Genomic DNA, 19,692 nt, shown 5'->3' with positions numbered 1-19,692 from the left:
ACCAACGCGCGGAACTGCGCATACGTCAACCCCGTGAACACAGGCACCAGTTCACGATCCGCCGCAGAAACAACCGCCATACCCAACCAACGCGACACGGCCGAACGGGTTACGAGACAACCTCTAGCGTTGTCCGCATGCAGCTTCGCTGGGACTGGCTGGCCTCGCAGATCACCGTCCCGTACGTGCCGACGCTGGGCCCTGTGCACCCGGACGTCCTGTCGGCGCGGCTGTTCGCGGAGGTTGTCGAGATCAGCCGGTCCGGGGCGGTTCTGCCGTACGACAAGGACCGTCGATGGGCCGATAGCAAGGCGGAGCGCATCCTGCCAGGGCCGCTTGTGCACACGCCGACGGATACCGTGCTCGCGACCTCGACGACAGGGCGCCGGGCGGGGGTGACGGTCTACCACTACGGCTCAGGACTCGGCGCGGCCGACGTCATGGCTCTGGCCAAAGACTGCGCGCGCGACCTGGCGATGAGCGACGTACGCACAGTCTGGTTCTCCACGGCGCGCCCCGACGTCGGCAGCGTGCATGCCGTCGGCATCCTCGTCAACGATCTCGGCGGCCACCGGGCGGCAGTCTCCGGCGGCGTGGTGGACCTTGCCGGCCTTCCGGCGCCGGTACGCGCGTCGTTGGCGGACTTGGCGCGCGAGCCCGAGAACGCGGGCTTCGCTTTCCTGGCCGAGCAGTTCGCGGCTGGACGGTTGAACGGTCGGTTCTTGCGGTCATCGAACAAGGCCGCGTGGCCGGTGCGATCGGCCCCCTCGGAGTCCTGGCTGACGCGGTCGGTCGGCCGATGCTGCTCCCGCCGTACTTCGGCGTCGGATCCGAGTTTCGAGGCAGGGGCGTCGGCCGCGACCTGTGGCGGGCCGCCACAGGCTGGGGCCGCGCACACGGCGCCGCGTACCAGTTGGTCCAGTCCCAACTGGGAGGCGCCTCGGAGAGCCTGTACCTGAGCGAGGGACTCCGCCCCCTCGGCTACGTGTGCTCGGCTCGGGCCAGCGTCCGCGGCACTCTTTGACATCCTGCTCGGGACAGTGGCGTCAGGGGGACGCAGCGCAGCGCGAGAAGTCTGGTGGGCCGACTTCGGCGAGCGGCGTCCCGCCGCGACTATCCATCCCCGCACCGCCGCATTCTCGTGTGGTGGATAGTAGGAATGATCTTGCGGTGCCTAGGCTTTGGCCCGGCACCGAGGGACACCGCCCGCGCAGTCTTGCGCCTGGCGAGGACCCCTCTGGGCTCATGTCCCCGGGAGGAATCATGAAGCGTTCCGTCATGGCCGCATGCACCATCGCCCTCGGTTTCGGAGGAGTGATGGTCGCCGCGCCCCAGGCATCTGCAGGCACCAACAGCCAGTACATCCGTACCGTCGACGCCGCCCACGGCGGCAGCATCCAGTTCTTCCACGCCGGCGACAAGGCGACCATCTGCGACCTGGTGGCGGACGGCAAGTCGGTGTGGGGCCGCTTCTACACCACCTCCGGAGACCGCCTCGGCACCGCGCTGACGGTCGGCGGCAAGGGCAACTGCGTCACCGTGAGCGAGGACATCCCCGAGGGGCGCCGCATCCAGGTGGACATCTGGCTCAAGGGGCCCGACGGGCTGATCTGGAACACCTGGAACTACACGTTCGCCACGACCTGACCCACCGGCGCACCGCGAACCGCCCGGCGACGGAACATGTCGCCGGGCGGCAGTTGCTCAGCGACGCGGGAGCGAGTGCACGGCTCGGTACGCCTGGTCGATGGCGGCGTCCGTGTAGGCGAAGCCCTGCGAGTCCGCGTTGGCGATCGCGATACGGCCGTACGTGCGGCGGCCGATGCCGAAGGGCATCTCCTCGTCCGGCCCGATCGGGTCCCACAGCGACGAGTACTCGTACGCGTAGCCGTGCGGCCAGCGGTTCACGGTGATGGCGGCGATGTCGCGTGCGGGGTCGAATCCTCCTCCGCCGAGGGCTCGGGCCAGCATGTCGCGGAGTTCGCGCTCGTACGTCTCGAACGTGGTGCGGTACAACTCGCCGCGCCCGGCCTTGTGCTGGGTGCGCGCCGGGAGTCCGAGGCCCGGCTTGGTCGGAGCCTTGGACACATGCACGACGATCGGCTCGGACGGGTCCCGGGAGAAGCGGTAGTCGCCCAGCGAGACCGGGAAGTCCAGGTCGAAGCCGTCCCAGAACATCCCCGGCGTGCGTGCGCCCCCGATGCCCAACTTGGTGAAGGCGCGCCAGTTGTGCAGCACGACGTTCGTGTAGACGAGCGGCACCTTCACGCCGTACTGCAGCCCCGCCTTCTGGTCGGCCGGCAGCTCCGGCACCAGGTACGGCACCATCGTGTTCCAGCACGCCATCACGACCGAGTCGGCGCGCACCGAGTACGTGCGTCCGGCGCGGGCGTACGTGACCTCGACGCCGCGCGGCCGCCGCACGGGGCCGTCGTGGGCGACGTGCGTGACCGTGGCGCCCAGGCGGATCCGCACCCGGTTGGCCGGGCGGTCGAGCAGCCCGTAGTCCGCCCTCGCGGTGACGATGTCCTCCATCGTCCAGCCCCGGATCGCGCCCGGCACCAGGCCCCGCACCAGCAGGCGCGCCACCGAGGCGTTGCCGTCCGGGAAGTGGAAGATGTACGGCTCCTCGGACTCCAGCGCGTGCCGCGGGGACTTGCCCAGCCCCGGGTACGGCGTCGGTTCGAGGTTCAGGCCCGCGAAGCCCGGCTGCCAGGTCGGCCAGCAGTCGAGCGCCGAGACCGCGTCGATGCCCACGCCCCACAGGCCGTGGGTGCCGCGCTGCAGCAGCTTCCGTACCTCGGGGCCGATGCGCAGCACGTCGCGCAGGTACGCCTCGTAGCTCATCTTGACCAGCGCGGCCTTCTTCTCCGCATCGCCGAGCCCGGGCATCGGGTCGGCGGTGTCGGAGAACAGCCGCACCAGGTCGGCGCGGCCGGCCTCGGACAGCGGGGTCTGCGCGGCGAAGGCCGCCGGGTCGCCGTACGGGGTGCCCTTGACGAGCTTGTCCGCGCCGAAGGTCGCGCTGTCGAAGAACGTCGCACTGCCGAGGCCCCAGCGGTCTTCGAAGCCCTCGTCGTACGCCTTGTAGAACTTCTGCGTGTCGATGCCCAGTTGCTTGATGAGCCCGATCGCCTCGGGGCTGTACGTGGCCGGCCCGTCCAGCGACTGGGTGCCGCCGTAGCCGATCAACTTCCGGCCGCGCACCGTGAATTCGTTGCGCCGGGCGTGGCCGCCGAAGTCGTCGTGGTTGTCCAGGACGAGGATGCGCGCGTGCCGCCCGTGCGCCTCGCGGTAGAACCACGCCGCGGCCAGGCCGCTGATGCCGCCGCCGACGACCACGAGGTCGTACTTCTCGCCGGTGGGCACGGTACGCCCGGGCTTGAACGTTCCGTCGCGCACCTCGTGGGCGGTCTCGAACGAGCCGGGCTGGCTGCCGCGCAGCCCGGTGAGCGCGGGCGGGTACGCCTCGGGCGTGCCGCCGCCGTGCGAAGCCGGGGCGGCCGCGGCCTGCCCGGTGAGGCCGGGGAGCTGCATGGCGGCCAGCGCACCGGCGGTGACGGCCATGCCGTTGAGGAAGTCCCGGCGCGGGATGCGCCGGTGCATGCCGAGCTCCCGATCGCGGGCCGGGTCGGCGGCAGGAGGGGAAGTGGCAGCAGAAGAGTCGGGAGATTCGGGCTGTGGACGGGAATCGGGCATGGCAAAGCCCTTCTGTCGTTCCGTGATCCGGTGGGTGGTTCCTGGCCGGGGAGAACGAACATGCCTGCGGGCCCGAGCATTTCGGGCCCGCAGACGGGGCGCTGGTGCCTGGTGTGTCAGGCCTTGGCGCGGTTGCGCCTCCCCACGATCTGTCCGGCGACCACCACGAGTACGGCGATCACCAGCATGGCGGAGCCGATCACGTTGATCTGCGGGGGAGTTCCGCGCTGCGCGGCGCCCCACACGTACATCGGGAAGGTGACGGTGTCGGGGCCGGCGTTGAAGTTGGTGATGATGAAGTCGTCGAAGGACAGCGCGAAGGCGAGCATCGCGCCGGCCGCGATGCCGGGGGCGGCAAGCGGCAGGGTCACGCGCAGGAAGACCTGGATCGGCGACGCGTACAGGTCGCGGGCGGCCTCCTCCAGCGCCGGGTCCATGCCGATCACCCGGGACTTCACCGCGGTCACCACGAAGCTGACGCAGAAGGTGATGTGCGCGATGAGGATGGTGGTGAACCCGGCGTCCATGCCCATGCTCAGGAACAGCATGGCGATCGACGCCGCCATCACGATCTCCGGCATCGCCATCGGCAGGAAGATCAGCGAGTTGACCAGCCCGCGGGCCCGGAACCGGTAGCGGGCCAGGGCGAACGCGATCAGCGTGCCGAGCACCGTTGCGCACAGCGTGGCCAGGATGGCGATCTTGAAGCTCAGGGTGAGCGAGTCGCACATCCCGGCGACGCCGCACGGGTCGGTCCAGGCCTTGTCGGAGAACTCCGCCCATTCGTAGTTGTAGCGGCCGACGGGGTCGTTGAAGGAGAAGACGAACACCACGACGTTGGGCGCCAGCATGTAGACGAGCGTCCCGAGGCCGGCGAAGACCACCAGGTTGTGCCGCAGCCACTTCAGCATCAGACCAGGTCCTCCGTTCCGGCGCGGCGGATGTACACGGTCACGATCACGAGGATGACCGCCATGAGCACGAACGACATCGCGGCCGCCGTCGGGTAGTCGCGCACCCGCAGGTACTCGGACTGGATGACGTTGCCGATCATCGTCTCCCGCGTGGTGCCGAGCAGTTGGGCGTTGATGTAGTCGCCGGACGCCGGGATGAACGTCAGCAGCGTGCCGGCCACCACGCCCGGCATCGACAGCGGCAGCGTGACGCGCCGGAACGTCGAGGCGGGGCTGGCGTACAGGTCGCGGGCGGCCTCGTGCAGGCGCGGGTCGATGCGCTCCAGCGAGGCGTACAGCGGCAGGATCATGAACGGCAGGAAGTTGTACGTCAGACCGGTCACCACCGCGAGCGGCGTGGCCAGCACGCGGTCGCCTTCGGTGAGACCGAGGGTCGCGGTGACGTCGGTGATGTGCAGCGTGTTGAGGAAGCCGACCACGGTGCCGTTGTCCGACAGGATCGTCTTCCAGGCCAGCGTGCGCACCAGGAAGCTGGTGAAGAACGGCGCCACCACCAGCACGAGCAGCAGGCTGCGCCAGCGGCCCGCGCGGAAGGCGATGGTGTATGCCAGCGGGTACGCCAGCACCAGGCACAGGATGGTCGCCGCGCCCGCGTAGTACAGCGACCGCAGGAAGTGCTCGTCGTAGTCCTCGAACGCGGCGCTGAAGGTGCTCCACGTCCAGGTGAGGTCGAAGCCCTTGTCGAGCGTCCCGGACGACACCGACATCTTCGCCTGGAAGTACAGCGGCACCAGGAAGAAGAAGATCAGCCAGGCGATGCCGGGCAGCAGCAACAGGTACGGCATGCGCCGCAGTTCGCCGGTGATCGCGCGCAGCGCCCGGGCGGGGCCGGACGGCTCGGGCCGGCCGTCGGCGCCGGCGTGCTTCGGCCCGGCGGCCTCGGCGGCGTCGGCGGCGTCGGAGGTCTTTGCGGGGGTGGTCACAGGGCGTCCTCCCCGGTGCCCGCGTCCAGGTCCTGGCCCGCGTCGAGGCCGAATCCGTGCCGCGGGTTCCAGTGCAGGACGACCTCGTCGCCGACCCGGGGGCGCTCGTCGTCGCGGTTCTGCGAGAACACCACGAGCTCGGAGCCTTCCGCGATGCGGACCCGGTACTCGGTGGAGACGCCGATGAAGGACGCCTCGCTCACGATGCCGCGCAGCATGTTGCGGTGCGCGTCGTCGGGCTCGGCCTTGCCCAGGGTGATCTTCTCGGGGCGGATGCCCATGACGATGCGGGAGCTGCCCGAGCTGCCCGGGACGGCGCGCGAGGCCGGGAGGGTCATGCGCACGCCGTGCACGTCGAGGGCCAGGTCGTCGCCCTGCCGGCCCAGGACCGCGGCGGGCAGCATGTTGGACTGGCCCAGGAAGTTGGCCACGAACGCGGTCTTCGGCGACTCGTACAGCTCGGTGGGGGAGCCGAGTTGCTCGATCACCCCGCCGTTCATGACGGCGATGGTGTCGGCCATGGTCATGGCTTCTTCCTGGTCGTGCGTGACGTGCACGAAGGTGATGCCGACCTCGGTCTGGATGCGCTTGAGCTCGAGCTGCATCTGGCGGCGCAGCTTCAGGTCGAGCGCGCCCAGCGGCTCGTCCAGGAGCAGGACCTGCGGGTGGTTGATGAGCGCCCGGGCCACCGCGACACGCTGCTGCTGGCCGCCCGAGAGCTGGGCCGGCTTGCGGCCGCCGAGGTGCCCGAGCTCGACCAGCTCCAGCATTTCCTTCACCGGCTGGGCGACGTCCTTGCGGCCCTTGCGGCGCAGACCGAACGCGACGTTGTCGGCCACCGACAGGTGCGGGAAGAGCGCGTAGCTCTGGAAGACCGTGTTGACCGGCCGCTTGTGCGGCGGCAGCCCGGTGACGTCCTGGCCGCCGATCAGGACGCGCCCGGTGCTGGGCGCCTCCAGGCCGGCGATCATCCGCAGCGTGGTCGTCTTGCCGCACCCCGAGGCCCCGAGCAGCGCGAAGAACGAGCCTTCGGGGATGGTGAGATCGGTCGGCCGTACGGCGGTGAATCCGCCGAACCGCTTGCTCAGGCCGGTCAGTTCGACGCGGCCGGCGTCGCGCCCCTGCTTGCTCATCCTGGTCCTTATGTGTGATTCCGGGGGGCTGGTTCCGGGACACGCCGAGAGGCGAAGCCCCGACCGGGCCGCGGGCGGCGCGCACGTGTCGCGGTGCGCGCGGGGCGGGGCCGGGGCTTCGCCCTCGTACGGGCGTGCGCGGGTGGCGTCAGACGCCGATGACCTTGGCGAAGGCCTCTTCGTACTTGGTCTCTTCGGCCTCGCTCAGGGCCCGGAAGGTGTTCGCCTTCGCGGCCGTCTCCGGGGACGGCATCACGAGCTGGTTGGAGGCGATGGCCGGGTCCATGCGGAGCAGCTCGGGCTGCACGCCGACGACCGGGGAGACGTAGTTGATGGACAGCGTCAGCTGCGCCGCGACCTCGGGCCGGTAGTAGTAGTCGATCAGCTTCTCGGCGTTGGCCTTGTTGGCCGCCTTGGTCGGGATGAGCAGCTCGTCGGTGCCCGTGGCGTATCCGTGCTTGGGGATGACGAACTGGACCTCGGGGTTGTCCGCCTGAAGCTGGATCAGGTCGCCGGACCACGCCAGGCAAGCCGCGATGTCGCCGGAGGCCAGCTCCTGCACGTAGTCGTTGCCGGTGAAGCGGCGGATCTGCTTGCTGTCCACGGCCTTCTGGATCTTGGCCAGGGCGGCGTTGAAGTCGTCGTCCGTGAAGCTCTCGGTCTTCTTGCCCATGCTCAGCAGCACCATGCCCACGGTGTCGCGCATCTCGGTGAGCAGCGCGACCTTGCCCTTGAGCTTGGGGTTGGTGAGCAGGTCGTCGACCGACTCGGGGGCGTAGCCCTCGGTGGCCTTGGAGTTGTACGCGATGAGGGTGGACAGCTGGGTCCACGGGTAGGCGTACTCGCGCTTGGCGTCCCAGGTGTTGCCCTTGAAGCGCGGGTCGAGGTTCTTGACCGCGTTCGGCACGTTGGCCGGGTCCATCTTCTGGACGTACTGGAGGCGGACGAGCCGGGACGCCATCCAGTCGGTCAGCACGATCAGGTCGCGCTTGGTGTCGTCGCCCGAGGCCAGCTGCGGCTGGATCTTGGCGTAGAACTCGTTGTTGTCGTTGATGTCCTCGGTGTACTTGACCTTGATGCCGGTCTCTTTGGTGAAGGCGTCGAGGGTGGGGTGCTTGTTCTCGTCGTCTTCGGCGACATCGATGTAGAGCGGCCAGTTGGAGAACACGACCTGCCCGGCGCCCCCGCTGCCGCCGTCGTCCGCGCTGTCCTTCTTGTCGTCGTCGTCGCTGCATGCGGCGAGCAGGCTGCCGCCGGCAACGGCGAGTCCTGCCATGGCGCTTCCGCGCAATATGGAGCGCCGGGACATGGCGTTGCGCAGTGCGGCACCGCGGCCGGTGGTCATGCTCCGGATGGCGGCGGCGCGGACCGCCGGCGACATCGTCTCGAGCGCGGCGTCGATCTCGGGACCGAAGTCCGAGGGGGAACCGGATCTGTTGTCCCGGGAGTTCATGCGGCGGACCTCCTGAAGGGGTTCGCGGTGCCCTGCAGCGCGGGGGAAACGTCGTGCCGGGTGCGTGCGGTGCGTGGGACCAGCGGGGAAGGTGGGACCTGGCGACGGCGGTGTGGACCGGGTTGCGGTCCGGGTTCCGCTTGGGCATGAACGATTCCGGGGCGCGATCGTCCGAGCAATGGACACAGTGTCAAATCCGGCCACGGAAATTGACGGAGTGTCAGTAATTGGGGCGTGTCGCGTTCCTGATGTGCGGACACATCCGGCATGTCCGGCGGCCCTGTAGCCGCCGGTAACGGCTGCGCGGTTGGCCTGGCGGCCCGCTGCTGCCGTGGGGGACGCGCAGGTCGCGGCCCCGGTTTCAGCGTCCGAGCTCGGCGAGCACCGCGTCGCTGAACGGCGGCCAGGCCTCGATCGCCCAGGTGCCGAAGTCGCGGTCGGTCAGGCAGACGGCGGCCGCGCGGGCCTCCGGGTCGACCCACAGGAACGTGCCGCGCTGCCCGAAGTGGCCGAAAGTCGCCGGTGAGTTCCGGGCCCCGGTCCAGTGCGGCGCCTTGCCGTCCCGGATCTCGAAACCCAGCCCCCAGTCGTTGGGGCGCTGCAGGCCGTACCCGGGCACCACGCCGTCGAGCCCGGGGAAGACCACCGAGGTCGCCTCGGCCACGGTCTCGGGCGCCAGCAGCTTCGGCGCCATCAGCTCGGCGGCGAACCGGGCCAGGTCGGCGACCGTGGAGACGCCGTCGGCGGCCGGCGAGCCGTCCAGCCGCGAGTCCGCCATGCCGAGCGGCCGGAAGACCGCCTCGGACAGGTAGACCGGGAACGGGATCCCGCAGTTCTGCGCGACGTGCCGGGCCAGCACCTCGAACCCGGCGTTGGAGTAGATCCGCCGCTCCCCGGGCCGGGCCATGACCCGCTCGTGGTCGAACGCGTACCCCGCGGTGTGCGCGAGCAGGTGCCGCACGGTGGCCCCGTCGGGCCCGGCCGGCTCGTCCAGCTCGACGCCGCCCTCCTCGATCGCGACCAGGACGGCGTACGCGGTCAGCGGCTTGGTCACCGAGGCGAGCCGGAACGGCATGTCGACCGGCCCGTGCTGCCCGAGGACGGTGCCGTCGCCGCCGACGACCGCCGCTGCGGCATGCGGGACCGGCCAGGACTCGATGATGCGCAGACTCTCCACGCGCCCGAGCCTACGTCGCGGCCTCGGGCCGCGCCGGAGACACCCCGCCTGGTGCAGGCCCGGGGCCGCGCGGTTCACCCCCCGCGGGGGCCCCCGCTCAGCGGTGCACCAGGCGGGGTGTCCGGTCAGGGGGTCGGCTGCCGGATGAGCGACGAGGCCTCGGTCATGCAGAGCACGAACTTGTCGCCGCCCGAGTCGTAGGTCAGCGCCGCCGACGTGAGGGTCGGGCACATCGCGTCCGAAGTGGTTCCGTCGAGGCGTTCGAGGACCAGGTACTCGGCGTCCGGTCCGGTGCACGCGACGATGTCCACCGTCGGGTTGCTGTCCGTGCCCGTGTTGCGGACGCAGTCGCCGGCGTTCGCGCCGGTCACATCGTCGCCCGAGGACAGCACGACCGCGACGATCACGGAGACCACCACGACCGGGAAGAGCACCGCCAAGGCGAACACCGGGCGCCGGTGCAGCGGCTTGCCGGGCGCGAGCGGAGTCCGCGGGCCGCCGGGTGCGGGTGCGGCCAGCTTGGCGACCTTGCGGTGCTGTATCGCGTTCCAGACCAGGATCGCCGGGTTGACCACCAGGGAGCCCAGGCTCCACCAGCCCTTGAGCATGTTGGAGTTCTGCGTCTCCTGGAACGCCCGGGTACCGCAGTCGCGGCAGAACGGCCCCTCGACCTTGGCGTTGGACATCGCGATGACCATGCCGCGGTGCGCCCGGAAGTTCGCCTCGGCGGCCGGGTAGGCGCCGCACACCGCGCAGATCACGGCAGAGGTGCTGTTCGCGTAGTACGCGCGGAGGTCCTGCGCCGCGGCGGAGTCCGCGGTCCCGCCGAGGGCGGCTCCTCCTGCGAAGGGGTTCTGCCCGCCCTGCTGCGGAACGGAGGCATGGGCAGGGGCGCCGGAAGCAGGGGAACTGCCGGCGAAGGGATTGCTGCCGTGCGGGGCAGGGGTCGACAAGGTGGCCTCATCCAAGGGAAGTGTCGGGAAAGGCCACGAAGTTAGCGCACCGACTATTTGTTCGGCACATGGGTTTCCGGGTCGCCCGCCGCGGGCCGGTTCAGGGGGCCAGCAGCGGCACGGCGGTCCGCATCAGGGTGTCGATCTCGACCGCGCAGGCCAGGTAGTCCTCGACCTCGCCGCCGCCCGGGTCCTCGACGTCCTCCCAGGCCGGGTCCGGCTCGGCGGCCGCGAGGCCGAGCGCGGCCAGGCGGGCGGGGAGCGGTTCGGGGCCCGGGGCCAGCTGCGCGGCGAGCCGGTGCAGGGTGGCGGTCTTGGCCGCGGCCTCGGGGTGGTTGCGGCGGACGTACGCGACGTGCTCGCAGGCCAGCGCGACCACGACGTCCGCCTCGGCGAGGTGGTCCGCGGTCAGCTGGGTGCTGCGGTGGCCGTTCGCCTCGATTCCGAGGGACTCCAGCGCCCGCCGGGTACGCCAGCTCACCGGCTGCCCCTCGATCACGAACGTCCCCGCGGTCCGCACCTGCCACCCGGGCTGCGCCCGGGCCGCCAGCACGCCCGCGAGCACCGAGCGCGTCGCATTGCCGGTGCAGATGAAGAGGAGGGAGGGGGAGGCAGGGGAGTCGGCCATGGGGGAAGGGTAGGCGGTGGCCGCCGCACGCACGCAGGCGGAGGCCGGGGCGGCGGTGTGCGGCCGCTGCCCCGGCCTCCGTGGGTCGGCTGCTATTGCCAGTTCTTGCCTTGCAGCAGGCAGTCGTTGCTGCCGTCGCAGTACGGCTGGTTGCCGCTGTGCGCGCAGCGGCACAGGGCCGCGCGCGTCTCGTGGCGGTGTTTGCCGTCCGCGGTCCGCACGACCAGGTGGCCGCGGACCACGAAGGGCCCGCCGGGCACCGCGGTGACCGTGGTGGGGTGCACCGGGTCCTCGGGGGGACCGCCGGTCAGGGTGTAGTGCAGTGCCCCGCTGGGGCACCGGGCGATGACCTCGGCGATCTCCTCGGGTGTCGCGCCCTGCGGGTCCACCCACGGCTTGCGGCTCGTGTCGAACACTTTGGGCAGGCCCCGCACGCATTCGCCCGAGTGCAGGCAGCGGTGCGCGTCGAACGTCACGGTGACGTCCTCGGCCTCGTAGACCTTCGCGTGGGATTCGCTCATTGTGGTGGCTCCGTCCCTGTCCCTCGGCGTTCCCGGGGAATCCCGGGGGCCCGGGTCAGCCGGTTTGCGCGCCGCGCGGATCCTCGACCACGAGGTCCGCGTAGTCCGGGTGGCGCTCGATCCATCCCTTGATGAACGGGCACAGCGGAAGTACTCCGCGGCCTCCGGCGCGGACGTCGTCCAGTGCGCCCTTGGCCAGGACACCGCCGAGCCCCTTGCCCTCGAACTTGTCGAATACCTCCGTATGGGTGAATACGGTCACTTGTTCGGTGGCCATGTACTCGGCGTACCCGGCCAGCTCGCCGTCTACCCGGACCTCGTAGCGGTCGTTCTCGGGCGCATTGACGACAGTGACGTCCATGTGGACCTCAGTTTCGGTCGGCATGTGAAGCTCTCGGACCATTCGACCCTACGACCCCCGACCTCGCGACCCGGCTGTCGGCCCGGGTGGACGGTCGGGTAGACATGATCTATCTGACGGTCCGTCATATCTGGAGGCGATGAGCATGCTGGATCCCGAGCCGCTGGCCGGTCGTGTAGCTGTGGTCACCGGGGGCGGGGCGGGCATCGGCGGCGGTGTGTCGCGGCTGCTGGCCAAGGCCGGCGCGCTGGTCGTGCTCAACGACATCGACGCCGCGTACGCCGAGGAGACCGCCGCGGACATCGCCAAAGACGGCGGCCGCGCGATCACCGTGGTCGGCGACATCCGCGAGCCGGAGACCGTCGCGCGGCTGCGCGACGCGGCTCTCGCGGCCACCCCCGAAGGCCGCATTGACGTGCTGGTCAACAACGTCGGCGACTACCGCCCGTCCTCGACGTTCCTGCGCAGCACCGAAGAGGACTGGCAGGCGTCGCATGCGATCAACTTCGAACACGTGCTGCGCGTGACCCACGCGCTGCTGCCGGTCATGGTCGAGAACGGCGCGGGCAGCATCGTCAACGTCTCCACCGTCGAGGCGCTGCGCGGCATCCCGGGCTGCCCGGTGTACTCGGCGTACAACGCGGCGATCATCGCGTTCACCAAGAGCCTCGCGGTCGACGTCGCGCGGAAGGGCGTGCGGGTCAACTGCATCGCGCCGGACATGGCCAACACGCCGCAGACCACGTACGAGGCCAAGCTGCGCGGCCGCGACCCGCAGCTGATCGGGTCGTGGGTGCCGGTCGGGCGGTTCGGCGAGCCCGAGGACTACGCGAACGTGGTGCTGTTCCTGGCCTCGGACGCGTCCTCGTACGTCACCGGCCACCTGATCCCGGTGGACGGCGGCACCACCGCGGCCAGCGGCTGGTACGGCAAGGCCGACGGCCGCGGCTGGACCAACCTGCCCGACCAGGCGTGAGGTTGCCGGCGTGACCTTGTTCGCGGGCCGGTAATTCCGGGAACCGTCATGCGACTTCGATCGTCAGGGCGGGTATCAGGCCACGGAGGGCACGACCGGAGCGGACCGGGACTCCACCGGGACCCGACCTACAGGGGGCACGCGGACATGGCGGGACACGGGGGAAGCGGGGCGCGCGGAGGGCGCGGGACGGCCAGGTCGCTCGGCCGGCTGGCCGTGCTGCTGACCGGTATCGAACTGCTGGCGTTCGGGATCTGGGCGGTGCTCAAGGGCATGCAGATCCGGCAGGAGCCCTGGCAGTTGGGCGTGTACGCGGCGGTCGGCGGCGCGGTCGGCATCCTCCTGTGGTGGACCGTCTACCGCGACACCGCCGCGAAGGTCGAGGTGGTCCGGCAGCGCGAGCACCGCGACCGCGACACGCGCGCGGCGCTGCTCCGGCACGCCCGGATGGACCCCGGCCGGCTGGGCGAGCACGTCGCGGAGCTGTGCCGCCGCGACGGGCTCGCGGACGTCGCCGCGGTGCGGGTGCACGACGACGCGCACTCGGTCGACGTCACCGGGACGCTCCCCGACGGCACGACGCTGGCGGTCCGCTGCCGCAGCGCCGCGGGCGCGGCGTCCATCTCCGGCTCGATCGTGGAGCGCTTCACCGCGGACGAGCACCACGCGGACCACCTGCTGGTGCTGGCCACCACCGCGGGTGGTTTCTCGCAGAAGGCCTGCGACCTGGGCGCCGCGACGGACAACCTGCACCTGCTGGACCGCCGCGCACTGGCCCGCTGGGACCTGGGCCAGGAACTTCCGGCCCCGCTGGCTGCCGCGGCAGCGCCCGCCGAGGAGCCTGCGGCGGTCAAGCCGGACGACAAGAACGCGAAGAAGCAGAAGAAGGCCGCCGCCCAGGCGAAGTGACGGGGCGGTCAGCCGCAGCAGCCGCCTCCGCAGCAGGCCCCGCCACCGCCGCCGCTTGCCGGGCGGGGTGCCGGGCCGGCGCCTGCGGTGCCGGCGATGCCGACCGCGGACAGCAGCTTCACGGTGTCGTCGTGGCCCTCGGGGCACGACGCCGGAGCGCCGGACTCGGACATCGGGCGGCTCACGGTGAACGTGTCGCCGCACGCGCGGCAGCGGAACTCGTAGTTGGGCATGCCCTGAGGGTACCGAGCCGCCACCCGCCTCCGGCAGGGCCGGAGATCCGTGATCCGCGTCGCGTGACCCCGGCCTCTCGCGTCCGGCCTGCGGCTCCCGCCGCGGGCGTCCTCAGGGCGGGCCGTCGCTTGCTTCGGCCTCGCTGCCCTGGTCGGCCGGCTGGTCGGCGCCGCCGTTGCCGCCGTTATGGGCCGGCGGTCCGGGGCGGCGCAACTTGGCTGCCGAGCGCAGCTGGTACGGCACGCTCGTGACCATCACCCCGGGCATGAACAGCAGCCGGGTCTTCAGCCGCAGCGCGCTCTGGTTGTGCAGGATCTGCTCCCACCAGCGGCCCGGCACGTACTCGGGGATCACCACGGTGACCACGTCGCGCGGATTGGCCTCGCGGTGCTCGCGGATGTACCGCAGCAGCGGGTGGGTGAACTCCCGGTACGGGGAGTCCAGCACGGTCAGCGACACGCCTATGTCGCGCGCCTCCCACTGCTCGCGCAACTCGTCCGTGGCATCCGGGTCCACCGACACCGTCAGGGCCTCCAGGCGCGCCGGCCGGATGGACTTGGCGTACCCCACGGCCCGCAGCGTCGGTGCGTGCAGGCGCGAGACGAGGATGATCGCGTGGTTGCCGGCCGGCGGCTCCGGGCGCGCGTCGTCGGCCACCCGCAGCTCGTCCGCGATATTCGTGTAGTGCCGCCGGACGCCCTTCATCAGCAGGAACAGCAGCGGCATCGCGATCAGCACGATCCACGCCCCGTGGGTGAACTTGGTGACCGTCACGATCACCAGCACGATGCCGGTCAGCACCGCGCCGAGCAGGTTGACCGCGCGGGAGCGGTGCATGCGGCGGCGCTCGCGGGTGCCGGCGGCATCCGGCAGCAGCCGGCTCCAGTGCCGGACCATGCCCGCCTGGGACAGCGTGAACGAGACGAAGACGCCGATGATGTACAGCTGGATGATCTTGGTGAGGTTCGCATCGAACGCCACGATGAGGGCCGCTGCGGCCAGCGCCAGGAGCAGGATCCCGTTGGAGAACACCAGGCGGTCGCCGCGGTTGTGCAGCTGCCGCGGCAGGTAGCGGTCCCGGGCCAGGATCGAGGCCAGCATCGGGAACCCGTTGAACGCCGTGTTGGCGGCCAGCACCAGGATTCCGGCGGTGAAGGCCTGCACGTAATAGAAGAGGAAGTTCCAGTCGCCGAAGGTCGCCCGGGCGACCTGGGCCAGCGCGGTGGACTGCGGTGTCCCGGGGGCGAGGCCCAGGTCCGCGGGGTCCTCGGCGACGTGCACCTCGGTGATCATCGCGAGGGCGGTGATGCCGCCGAACATGGTGATCGACAGCGCACCCATCACGACCAGCGTGTTCGCCGCATTGCGGCTCTTGGGCTTCTTGAACGCCGGCACACCGTTGCTGATCGCCTCCACGCCGGTCAGCGCGGTGCAGCCGGACGCGAAGGCGCGCAGCGCGAGGAAGAGCAGCGCCAGGCCGGTATACGTCCCGGCGGCGTGGAACGGCAGGTCGGCGGACTCCGCGCGTACGGTGTGCCCGCTGCCCAGGCGTACCGCGGCCACCGCGAACATCACGTAGATGCCCAGCACGAAGCCGTACGTCGGGATGGCGAAGATGCGGCCAGACTCGCGCATGCCGCGCAGATTGAGCAGCGTCAGCAGGGCCACGAAGCCGACCGACAGCGGCACCGCGGCACCGTGCAGCGACGGCGCCGCGGAGGAGATCGCCGCGACCCCGGCGACCACCGAGACGGCCACGGTCAGCACGTAGTCGACCATCAGCGCACTCGCCGCGGTCAGCGCCGCCGTCTCGCCCAGGTTCTCGGCGCTGACCGTGTACGCGCCGCCGCCGGCCGGGTAGGCGTGGCAGGTCTGCCGGTACGAGGCCACCACCACGGCGAGCAGCACGATGATCGCCGCGGCCGCCCACCAGGCCAGATGCAGGACGGCGAGGCCGCCCAGCGAGAGCACCAGCAGGATCTCGCCGGTCGCGTACGCCACCGAGGAGAGCGGGTCGGAGCAGAAGACCGGCAGGGCGAGCCGCTTGGGCAGCAGGGTCTGGCCCATCTGGGTCGTGCGCAGCGGGCGGCCGAGGACGAGCTTCTTCGGGAGCCAGGTCACGGCACGTCCTGTGCCCGGCTTGCCGCCCTTCACCCGTTCCCGCCACGTTCTTGGTCCGGATGGGTGGTGTGATCGCTTGACTACTACTAGTTTCGGTCGCAGACCCGAGGGCCGGTCACCGCCCGAAAGTGCCTGTGCGGTGCGGCCCGTCGTGCGCGCCGAGGAGGACACGTGGTGTACCAGCGGCCGGGACAGCCGGACAGCGTCGTCAACTTCCAGGAACGGTACGACAACTTCATCGGCGGCAAGCAGGTGCCGCCGGTCCGCGGCGAGTACTTCGCGAACATCTCGCCGGTCACCGGCCAGGCCTACTGCGAGGTGGCCCGCTCCACCGCCGAGGACATCGAGCTCGCGCTGGACTCCGCCCACGCGGCCGCCGAATCCTGGGGCCGCACCAGCACCACCGAACGCTCGCGCATCCTGCTGCAGATCGCCGACCGCATGGAGCAGAACCTCGAGAAGCTCGCGGTCATCGAGACGTGGGACAACGGCAAGCCGGTACGCGAGACGCTGGCCGCCGACCTGCCGCTCGCGGTCGACCACTTCCGCTACTTCGCCGGCGTGGTGCGGGCCCAGGAGGGCTCGATCGCGCAGATCGACGACGACACCGTCGCGTACCACTTCCACGAGCCGCTCGGCGTCGTCGGGCAGATCATCCCGTGGAACTTCCCGCTCCTGATGGCCACCTGGAAGCTCGCCCCGGCGCTCGCGGCCGGCAACTGCGTGGTCCTCAAGCCCGCCGAGCAGACCCCCGTCTCGATCCTCGTCTTCATGGAGATGATCGCCGACCTGCTGCCGCCGGGCGTCGTCAACGTCGTCAACGGCTTCGGCTTCGAGGCCGGCAAGCCGCTGGCCAGCAGCAAGCGGGTCGCCAAGATCGCCTTCACCGGCGAGACCACGACCGGCCGGCTGATCATGCAGTACGCCAGCGAGAACATCATCCCGGTGACCCTCGAACTGGGCGGCAAGAGCCCGAACATCTTCTGCGCCGACGTCATGGCGGCCGACGACGACTACCTCGACAAGGCCGTCGAGGGCTTCGTGATGTTCGCCCTCAACCAGGGCGAGGTCTGCACCTGCCCCTCCCGCGCGCTGATCCACGACTCGATCTACGACGCGTTCATGGAGAAGGCCGTCGCGCGCACCAAGGCGATCGTGCAGGGCGACCCGCTCGACCCCGCCACGATGGTCGGCGCCCAGGCGTCCAACGACCAACTGGAGAAGATCCTTTCCTACCTCGACATCGGCCGGCAGGAAGGTGCCGAGGTGCTCACCGGCGGCGCCCGCAAGATCCTCCCGGGCCTCGAAGAGGGCTACTACGTCGAGCCCACGATCTTCCGCGGCACCAACGACATGCGGATCTTCCAGGAAGAGATCTTCGGCCCCGTCGTCTCCGTCACGACCTTCCGCGACGAAGCCGAAGCCCTGCGCATCGCCAACGACACCCTCTACGGCCTCGGCGCGGGCGTCTGGACGCGCGACGCCACCCGGGCGTACCGCCTGGGCCGCGAGATCAAGGCGGGCCGCGTCTGGACCAACTGCTACCACGCGTACCCCGCGCACGCGGCCTTCGGCGGCTACAAGGCCTCCGGCATCGGCCGCGAGACGCACAAGATGATGCTCGACCACTACCAGCAGACCAAGAACCTCCTGGTCAGCTACAGCCCCAAGAAGCTCGGCTTCTTCTAGGCCACAAGGGCCGGCCGGCGGGGCGGCGCCCCCGTCGGCCGGAGACGGGAGCCGGCATGGTCGAGAAGGTCGCGATCACCCCGGCAGCGGCTGCGCTGCTGGGTGAACTGACGGACAAGCACGGCCCGTTGATGTTCCACCAGAGCGGCGGCTGCTGCGACGGATCCTCCCCGATGTGCTACCCGCGCGGCGAGTTCCGCCTGTCCGACGCCGACGTCTACCTCGGCCACGTGGCCGGCACCCCGTTCCACATCAGCGCCGCCCAGTACGCGTATTGGCGGCACACCCACCTCACCGTCGACATAGTCCCCGGCCGAGGCGGCGGCTTCTCCGTGGAAGCCCCGACCGGCTTCCGCTTCCTGATCCGCTCCCGCGTCTTCACCGACGAGGAGGCTGCCGAACTGGAGCACGAACCGATCCTTACTGGACCGGTTCCGTGACCCCCTGACGCATGGCGGCGCCGCCCCGGCGCGGCGCCGCCACCACCCGTCTTCCGGTCGGCATATCGTACGAAGTCACAAGAGGTGCGCGGGCGTTCATCCGGACGGCCAGATTGCGCGAGGTGTCGTCCATCCTCCGGAGCCGGACTCGCGGTTCGGGCATCGTGTCCGCCATGCGACGCCAGACGAACCGCCGTGCCGGAACCAGGGTCCCCCGCCTGCTCGTGGGAGCACTCGCCGTTGTCCTGATCGCGGGGTGCGGCGGCGGCGCCGATCCCGACGCATCCGCGCCACCGGCGGCAAGCGCCGGAGGGGCCGTCGCGCCGCAGGTCCCTGGGACCGCCCCGAGCACCGCGGAGTCGCCGACCGGGGCGCCGGCACCTGCCATCGGCGAGGCCACCTCCGCGCCTGCCACCCGGACCCCCCTTGCCCCGACGGCGAGCACCTCCGCCCCTGCCGCCAAACCTGCAGCGAACAACGGTGCATGGCCCAACGCGTCGAACACCGGCTACAAGAACGCGCCGGGCTACCCGGGATCACTGACGACGTTCACCGGGGAGTTGGAGAGCAACCGCACTTATCGGTTCATGCGCTTCACCGGAAAGCTCTTCGTCGGAACCACCGACCGCACCCTGCGCAACATCACCTTCATCGGCTGCCTGTTCGAGTCGAACAGCGTCGACGACGCCACTGTGGCCGTCTACAGCGAGAACGTCGTCTTCGACTACAGCACCTTCGCACCGTCCAAGGACCCGGCGCCGCCCGTCGACTACAACAACGGCTACCAGTACGCGATCGACGTCAAGCGCAACGTGCAGCTGACCGTCGACCACTCCGACATCTGGGGATTCGGCAACGGCATCCAGATCGGATTCTCCAGCCGCGAAAAGCCCTTCGTGGTCCGCAACACGTGGTTCCACGACGCCCGCAGCGACGGCGGAATCGACCACACGGACGCCATCCTGTGCAGCGACGGCGGTCCGACGTACATGGTCATCGACCACAACACCATCGCGTCGGTCGGCAACACCAACGGCCTCGCGTTCCAGGTGGAGGACAACTACTACACCGACGTGTCGGTCACGAACAATTACTTCTCCGGCTTCGGCTACACCGTCAACATCGGCGGCAACGGCAAGGGAAACCAGCGCATCACCTTCACCGGAAACACCTTCGGCACCGACCTCAAGCCCATGTGGGGACCCCTCTACGGCTGGGGTGGCACAAACGTCACCTGGCGCAACAACAAATGGCGCGTCGCCCCCGGCGGATACGACAAGCAGACGGCCAACGACGGCAAGTACTGGTGGCCCGACGGCACGCTCTCCACGAAGGACTACACCGGCTAGCGGGTCCGGGAGATCGCTCCCGGAGAGATTCGGGTGACGGAGGTCATAGCCGGGCTGACGGACCGTCGGACGGAGGTGGCGCCCCCCGTCGGGGCGGCCCCTCCGTGGGTTGCGGGCTGGCGGGGGGGGCGGGGTGTGTGACGGAGGGTGAG

General features: G+C 70.4%; 19 protein-coding genes. 7 read left to right on the top strand and 12 right to left on the bottom strand.

Translation table 11 applies throughout. From position 1 onward, the window contains the following. Positions 1-137 precede the first annotated feature (137 nt). On the top strand, positions 138-959 hold the full coding sequence (locus LZ495_RS37025; protein ID WP_235057556.1) for a hypothetical protein: 822 nt from the start codon (positions 138-140) through the stop codon (positions 957-959). Positions 960-1,263: 304 nt separating this feature from the next. Beyond that, a complete protein-coding gene (locus LZ495_RS37020) occupies positions 1,264-1,647 on the top strand; it encodes a hypothetical protein (RefSeq protein WP_235057555.1) in 384 nt (127 codons plus the stop codon). A 57-nt stretch (positions 1,648-1,704) separates the two neighbouring features. On the opposite strand, the gene LZ495_RS37015 is transcribed toward LZ495_RS37020, so the two are convergent. From LZ495_RS37015 to LZ495_RS36970, 10 genes are all read right to left on the bottom strand, one after another. Next, positions 1,705-3,606 (bottom strand): NAD(P)-binding protein, encoded by a 1,902-nt coding sequence (locus LZ495_RS37015; RefSeq protein WP_235057554.1) that lies wholly within the window; start codon positions 3,604-3,606, stop codon positions 1,705-1,707. 209 nt (positions 3,607-3,815) lie between these two features. Continuing rightward, the gene (locus LZ495_RS37010; RefSeq protein ID WP_235057553.1) at positions 3,816-4,610 is read right to left on the bottom strand and encodes an ABC transporter permease; all 795 of its coding nucleotides are present in this window, start codon (positions 4,608-4,610) and stop codon (positions 3,816-3,818) included. Further along, positions 4,610-5,488 carry an ABC transporter permease gene (locus LZ495_RS37005; protein ID WP_235057561.1) on the bottom strand — a complete coding sequence of 293 codons (879 nt, stop codon included), beginning with the start codon at positions 5,486-5,488 and terminating at the stop codon, positions 4,610-4,612. The genes LZ495_RS37010 and LZ495_RS37005 overlap by 1 nt, the downstream gene beginning before the upstream one ends. Positions 5,489-5,592: 104 nt before the next feature. Beyond that, on the bottom strand, positions 5,593-6,729 hold the full coding sequence (locus tag LZ495_RS37000; RefSeq protein WP_235057552.1) for an ABC transporter ATP-binding protein: 1,137 nt from the start codon (positions 6,727-6,729) through the stop codon (positions 5,593-5,595). Between the two features lie 148 nt (positions 6,730-6,877). Next, entirely contained in the window at positions 6,878-8,110 is a 1,233-nt protein-coding gene (locus tag LZ495_RS36995; protein ID WP_235057560.1) for a polyamine ABC transporter substrate-binding protein, read from the bottom strand. Between the two features lie 433 nt (positions 8,111-8,543). Beyond that, the gene (locus LZ495_RS36990) at positions 8,544-9,359 is read right to left on the bottom strand and encodes a serine hydrolase domain-containing protein (protein WP_235057551.1); all 816 of its coding nucleotides are present in this window, start codon (positions 9,357-9,359) and stop codon (positions 8,544-8,546) included. Positions 9,360-9,484: 125 nt separating this feature from the next. After that, on the bottom strand, positions 9,485-10,312 hold the full coding sequence (locus LZ495_RS36985; protein WP_235057550.1) for an LppU/SCO3897 family protein: 828 nt from the start codon (positions 10,310-10,312) through the stop codon (positions 9,485-9,487). Between the two features lie 100 nt (positions 10,313-10,412). Beyond that, positions 10,413-10,940: an arsenate reductase/protein-tyrosine-phosphatase family protein gene (locus LZ495_RS36980; RefSeq protein ID WP_235057549.1), complete on the bottom strand. Its 528-nt coding sequence runs from the start codon at positions 10,938-10,940 to the stop codon at positions 10,413-10,415. Between the two features lie 92 nt (positions 10,941-11,032). Further along, the gene (locus tag LZ495_RS36975; protein ID WP_235057548.1) at positions 11,033-11,461 is read right to left on the bottom strand and encodes a (4Fe-4S)-binding protein; all 429 of its coding nucleotides are present in this window, start codon (positions 11,459-11,461) and stop codon (positions 11,033-11,035) included. A gap of 55 nt (positions 11,462-11,516) precedes the next feature. Then, positions 11,517-11,846 (bottom strand): GNAT family N-acetyltransferase, encoded by a 330-nt coding sequence (locus LZ495_RS36970; protein WP_235057547.1) that lies wholly within the window; start codon positions 11,844-11,846, stop codon positions 11,517-11,519. A 115-nt stretch (positions 11,847-11,961) separates the two neighbouring features. Between LZ495_RS36970 and LZ495_RS36965 the strand changes: the two genes are divergently transcribed. Together LZ495_RS36965 and LZ495_RS36960 are read left to right on the top strand one after the other, a co-directional pair. Then, positions 11,962-12,798, top strand: a complete 837-nt coding sequence (locus LZ495_RS36965; RefSeq protein ID WP_235057546.1) for an SDR family NAD(P)-dependent oxidoreductase — start codon at positions 11,962-11,964, stop codon at positions 12,796-12,798. A gap of 147 nt (positions 12,799-12,945) precedes the next feature. After that, entirely contained in the window at positions 12,946-13,707 is a 762-nt protein-coding gene (locus LZ495_RS36960) for a restriction endonuclease (protein WP_235057545.1), read from the top strand. An 8-nt stretch (positions 13,708-13,715) separates the two neighbouring features. Here the strand turns inward: LZ495_RS36960 and LZ495_RS36955 are convergent, their stop codons facing one another. Continuing rightward, complete coding sequence (locus LZ495_RS36955; protein WP_235057544.1) at positions 13,716-13,940, bottom strand: FmdB family zinc ribbon protein; 225 nt, start codon at positions 13,938-13,940, stop codon at positions 13,716-13,718. Between the two features lie 112 nt (positions 13,941-14,052). Next, entirely contained in the window at positions 14,053-16,008 is a 1,956-nt protein-coding gene (locus LZ495_RS36950; protein WP_268823850.1) for an APC family permease, read from the bottom strand. A gap of 225 nt (positions 16,009-16,233) precedes the next feature. Here LZ495_RS36950 and adh point away from each other — a divergent pair, with 225 nt between their 5' ends. The 3 genes from adh to LZ495_RS36935 all read left to right on the top strand — a co-directional run bounded on the left by adh (position 16,234) and on the right by LZ495_RS36935 (position 19,540). Beyond that, on the top strand, positions 16,234-17,751 hold the full coding sequence (gene adh / locus LZ495_RS36945; protein ID WP_235057542.1) for an aldehyde dehydrogenase: 1,518 nt from the start codon (positions 16,234-16,236) through the stop codon (positions 17,749-17,751). 56 nt (positions 17,752-17,807) lie between these two features. Continuing rightward, entirely contained in the window at positions 17,808-18,191 is a 384-nt protein-coding gene (locus tag LZ495_RS36940; RefSeq protein WP_235057541.1) for a DUF779 domain-containing protein, read from the top strand. 173 nt (positions 18,192-18,364) lie between these two features. After that, on the top strand, positions 18,365-19,540 hold the full coding sequence (locus tag LZ495_RS36935; protein ID WP_235057540.1) for a hypothetical protein: 1,176 nt from the start codon (positions 18,365-18,367) through the stop codon (positions 19,538-19,540). The last annotated feature ends 152 nt before the right edge of the window (positions 19,541-19,692 follow it).

Origin of the sequence: Yinghuangia soli, assembly GCF_021502675.1 — a bacterium.
In the GTDB taxonomy this organism is placed as follows: domain Bacteria; phylum Actinomycetota; class Actinomycetes; order Streptomycetales; family Streptomycetaceae; genus Yinghuangia; species Yinghuangia soli.
The sequence above is the reverse complement of the archived record's forward strand: the minus strand, read 5'-3'. Positions and strand labels throughout refer to the sequence as shown.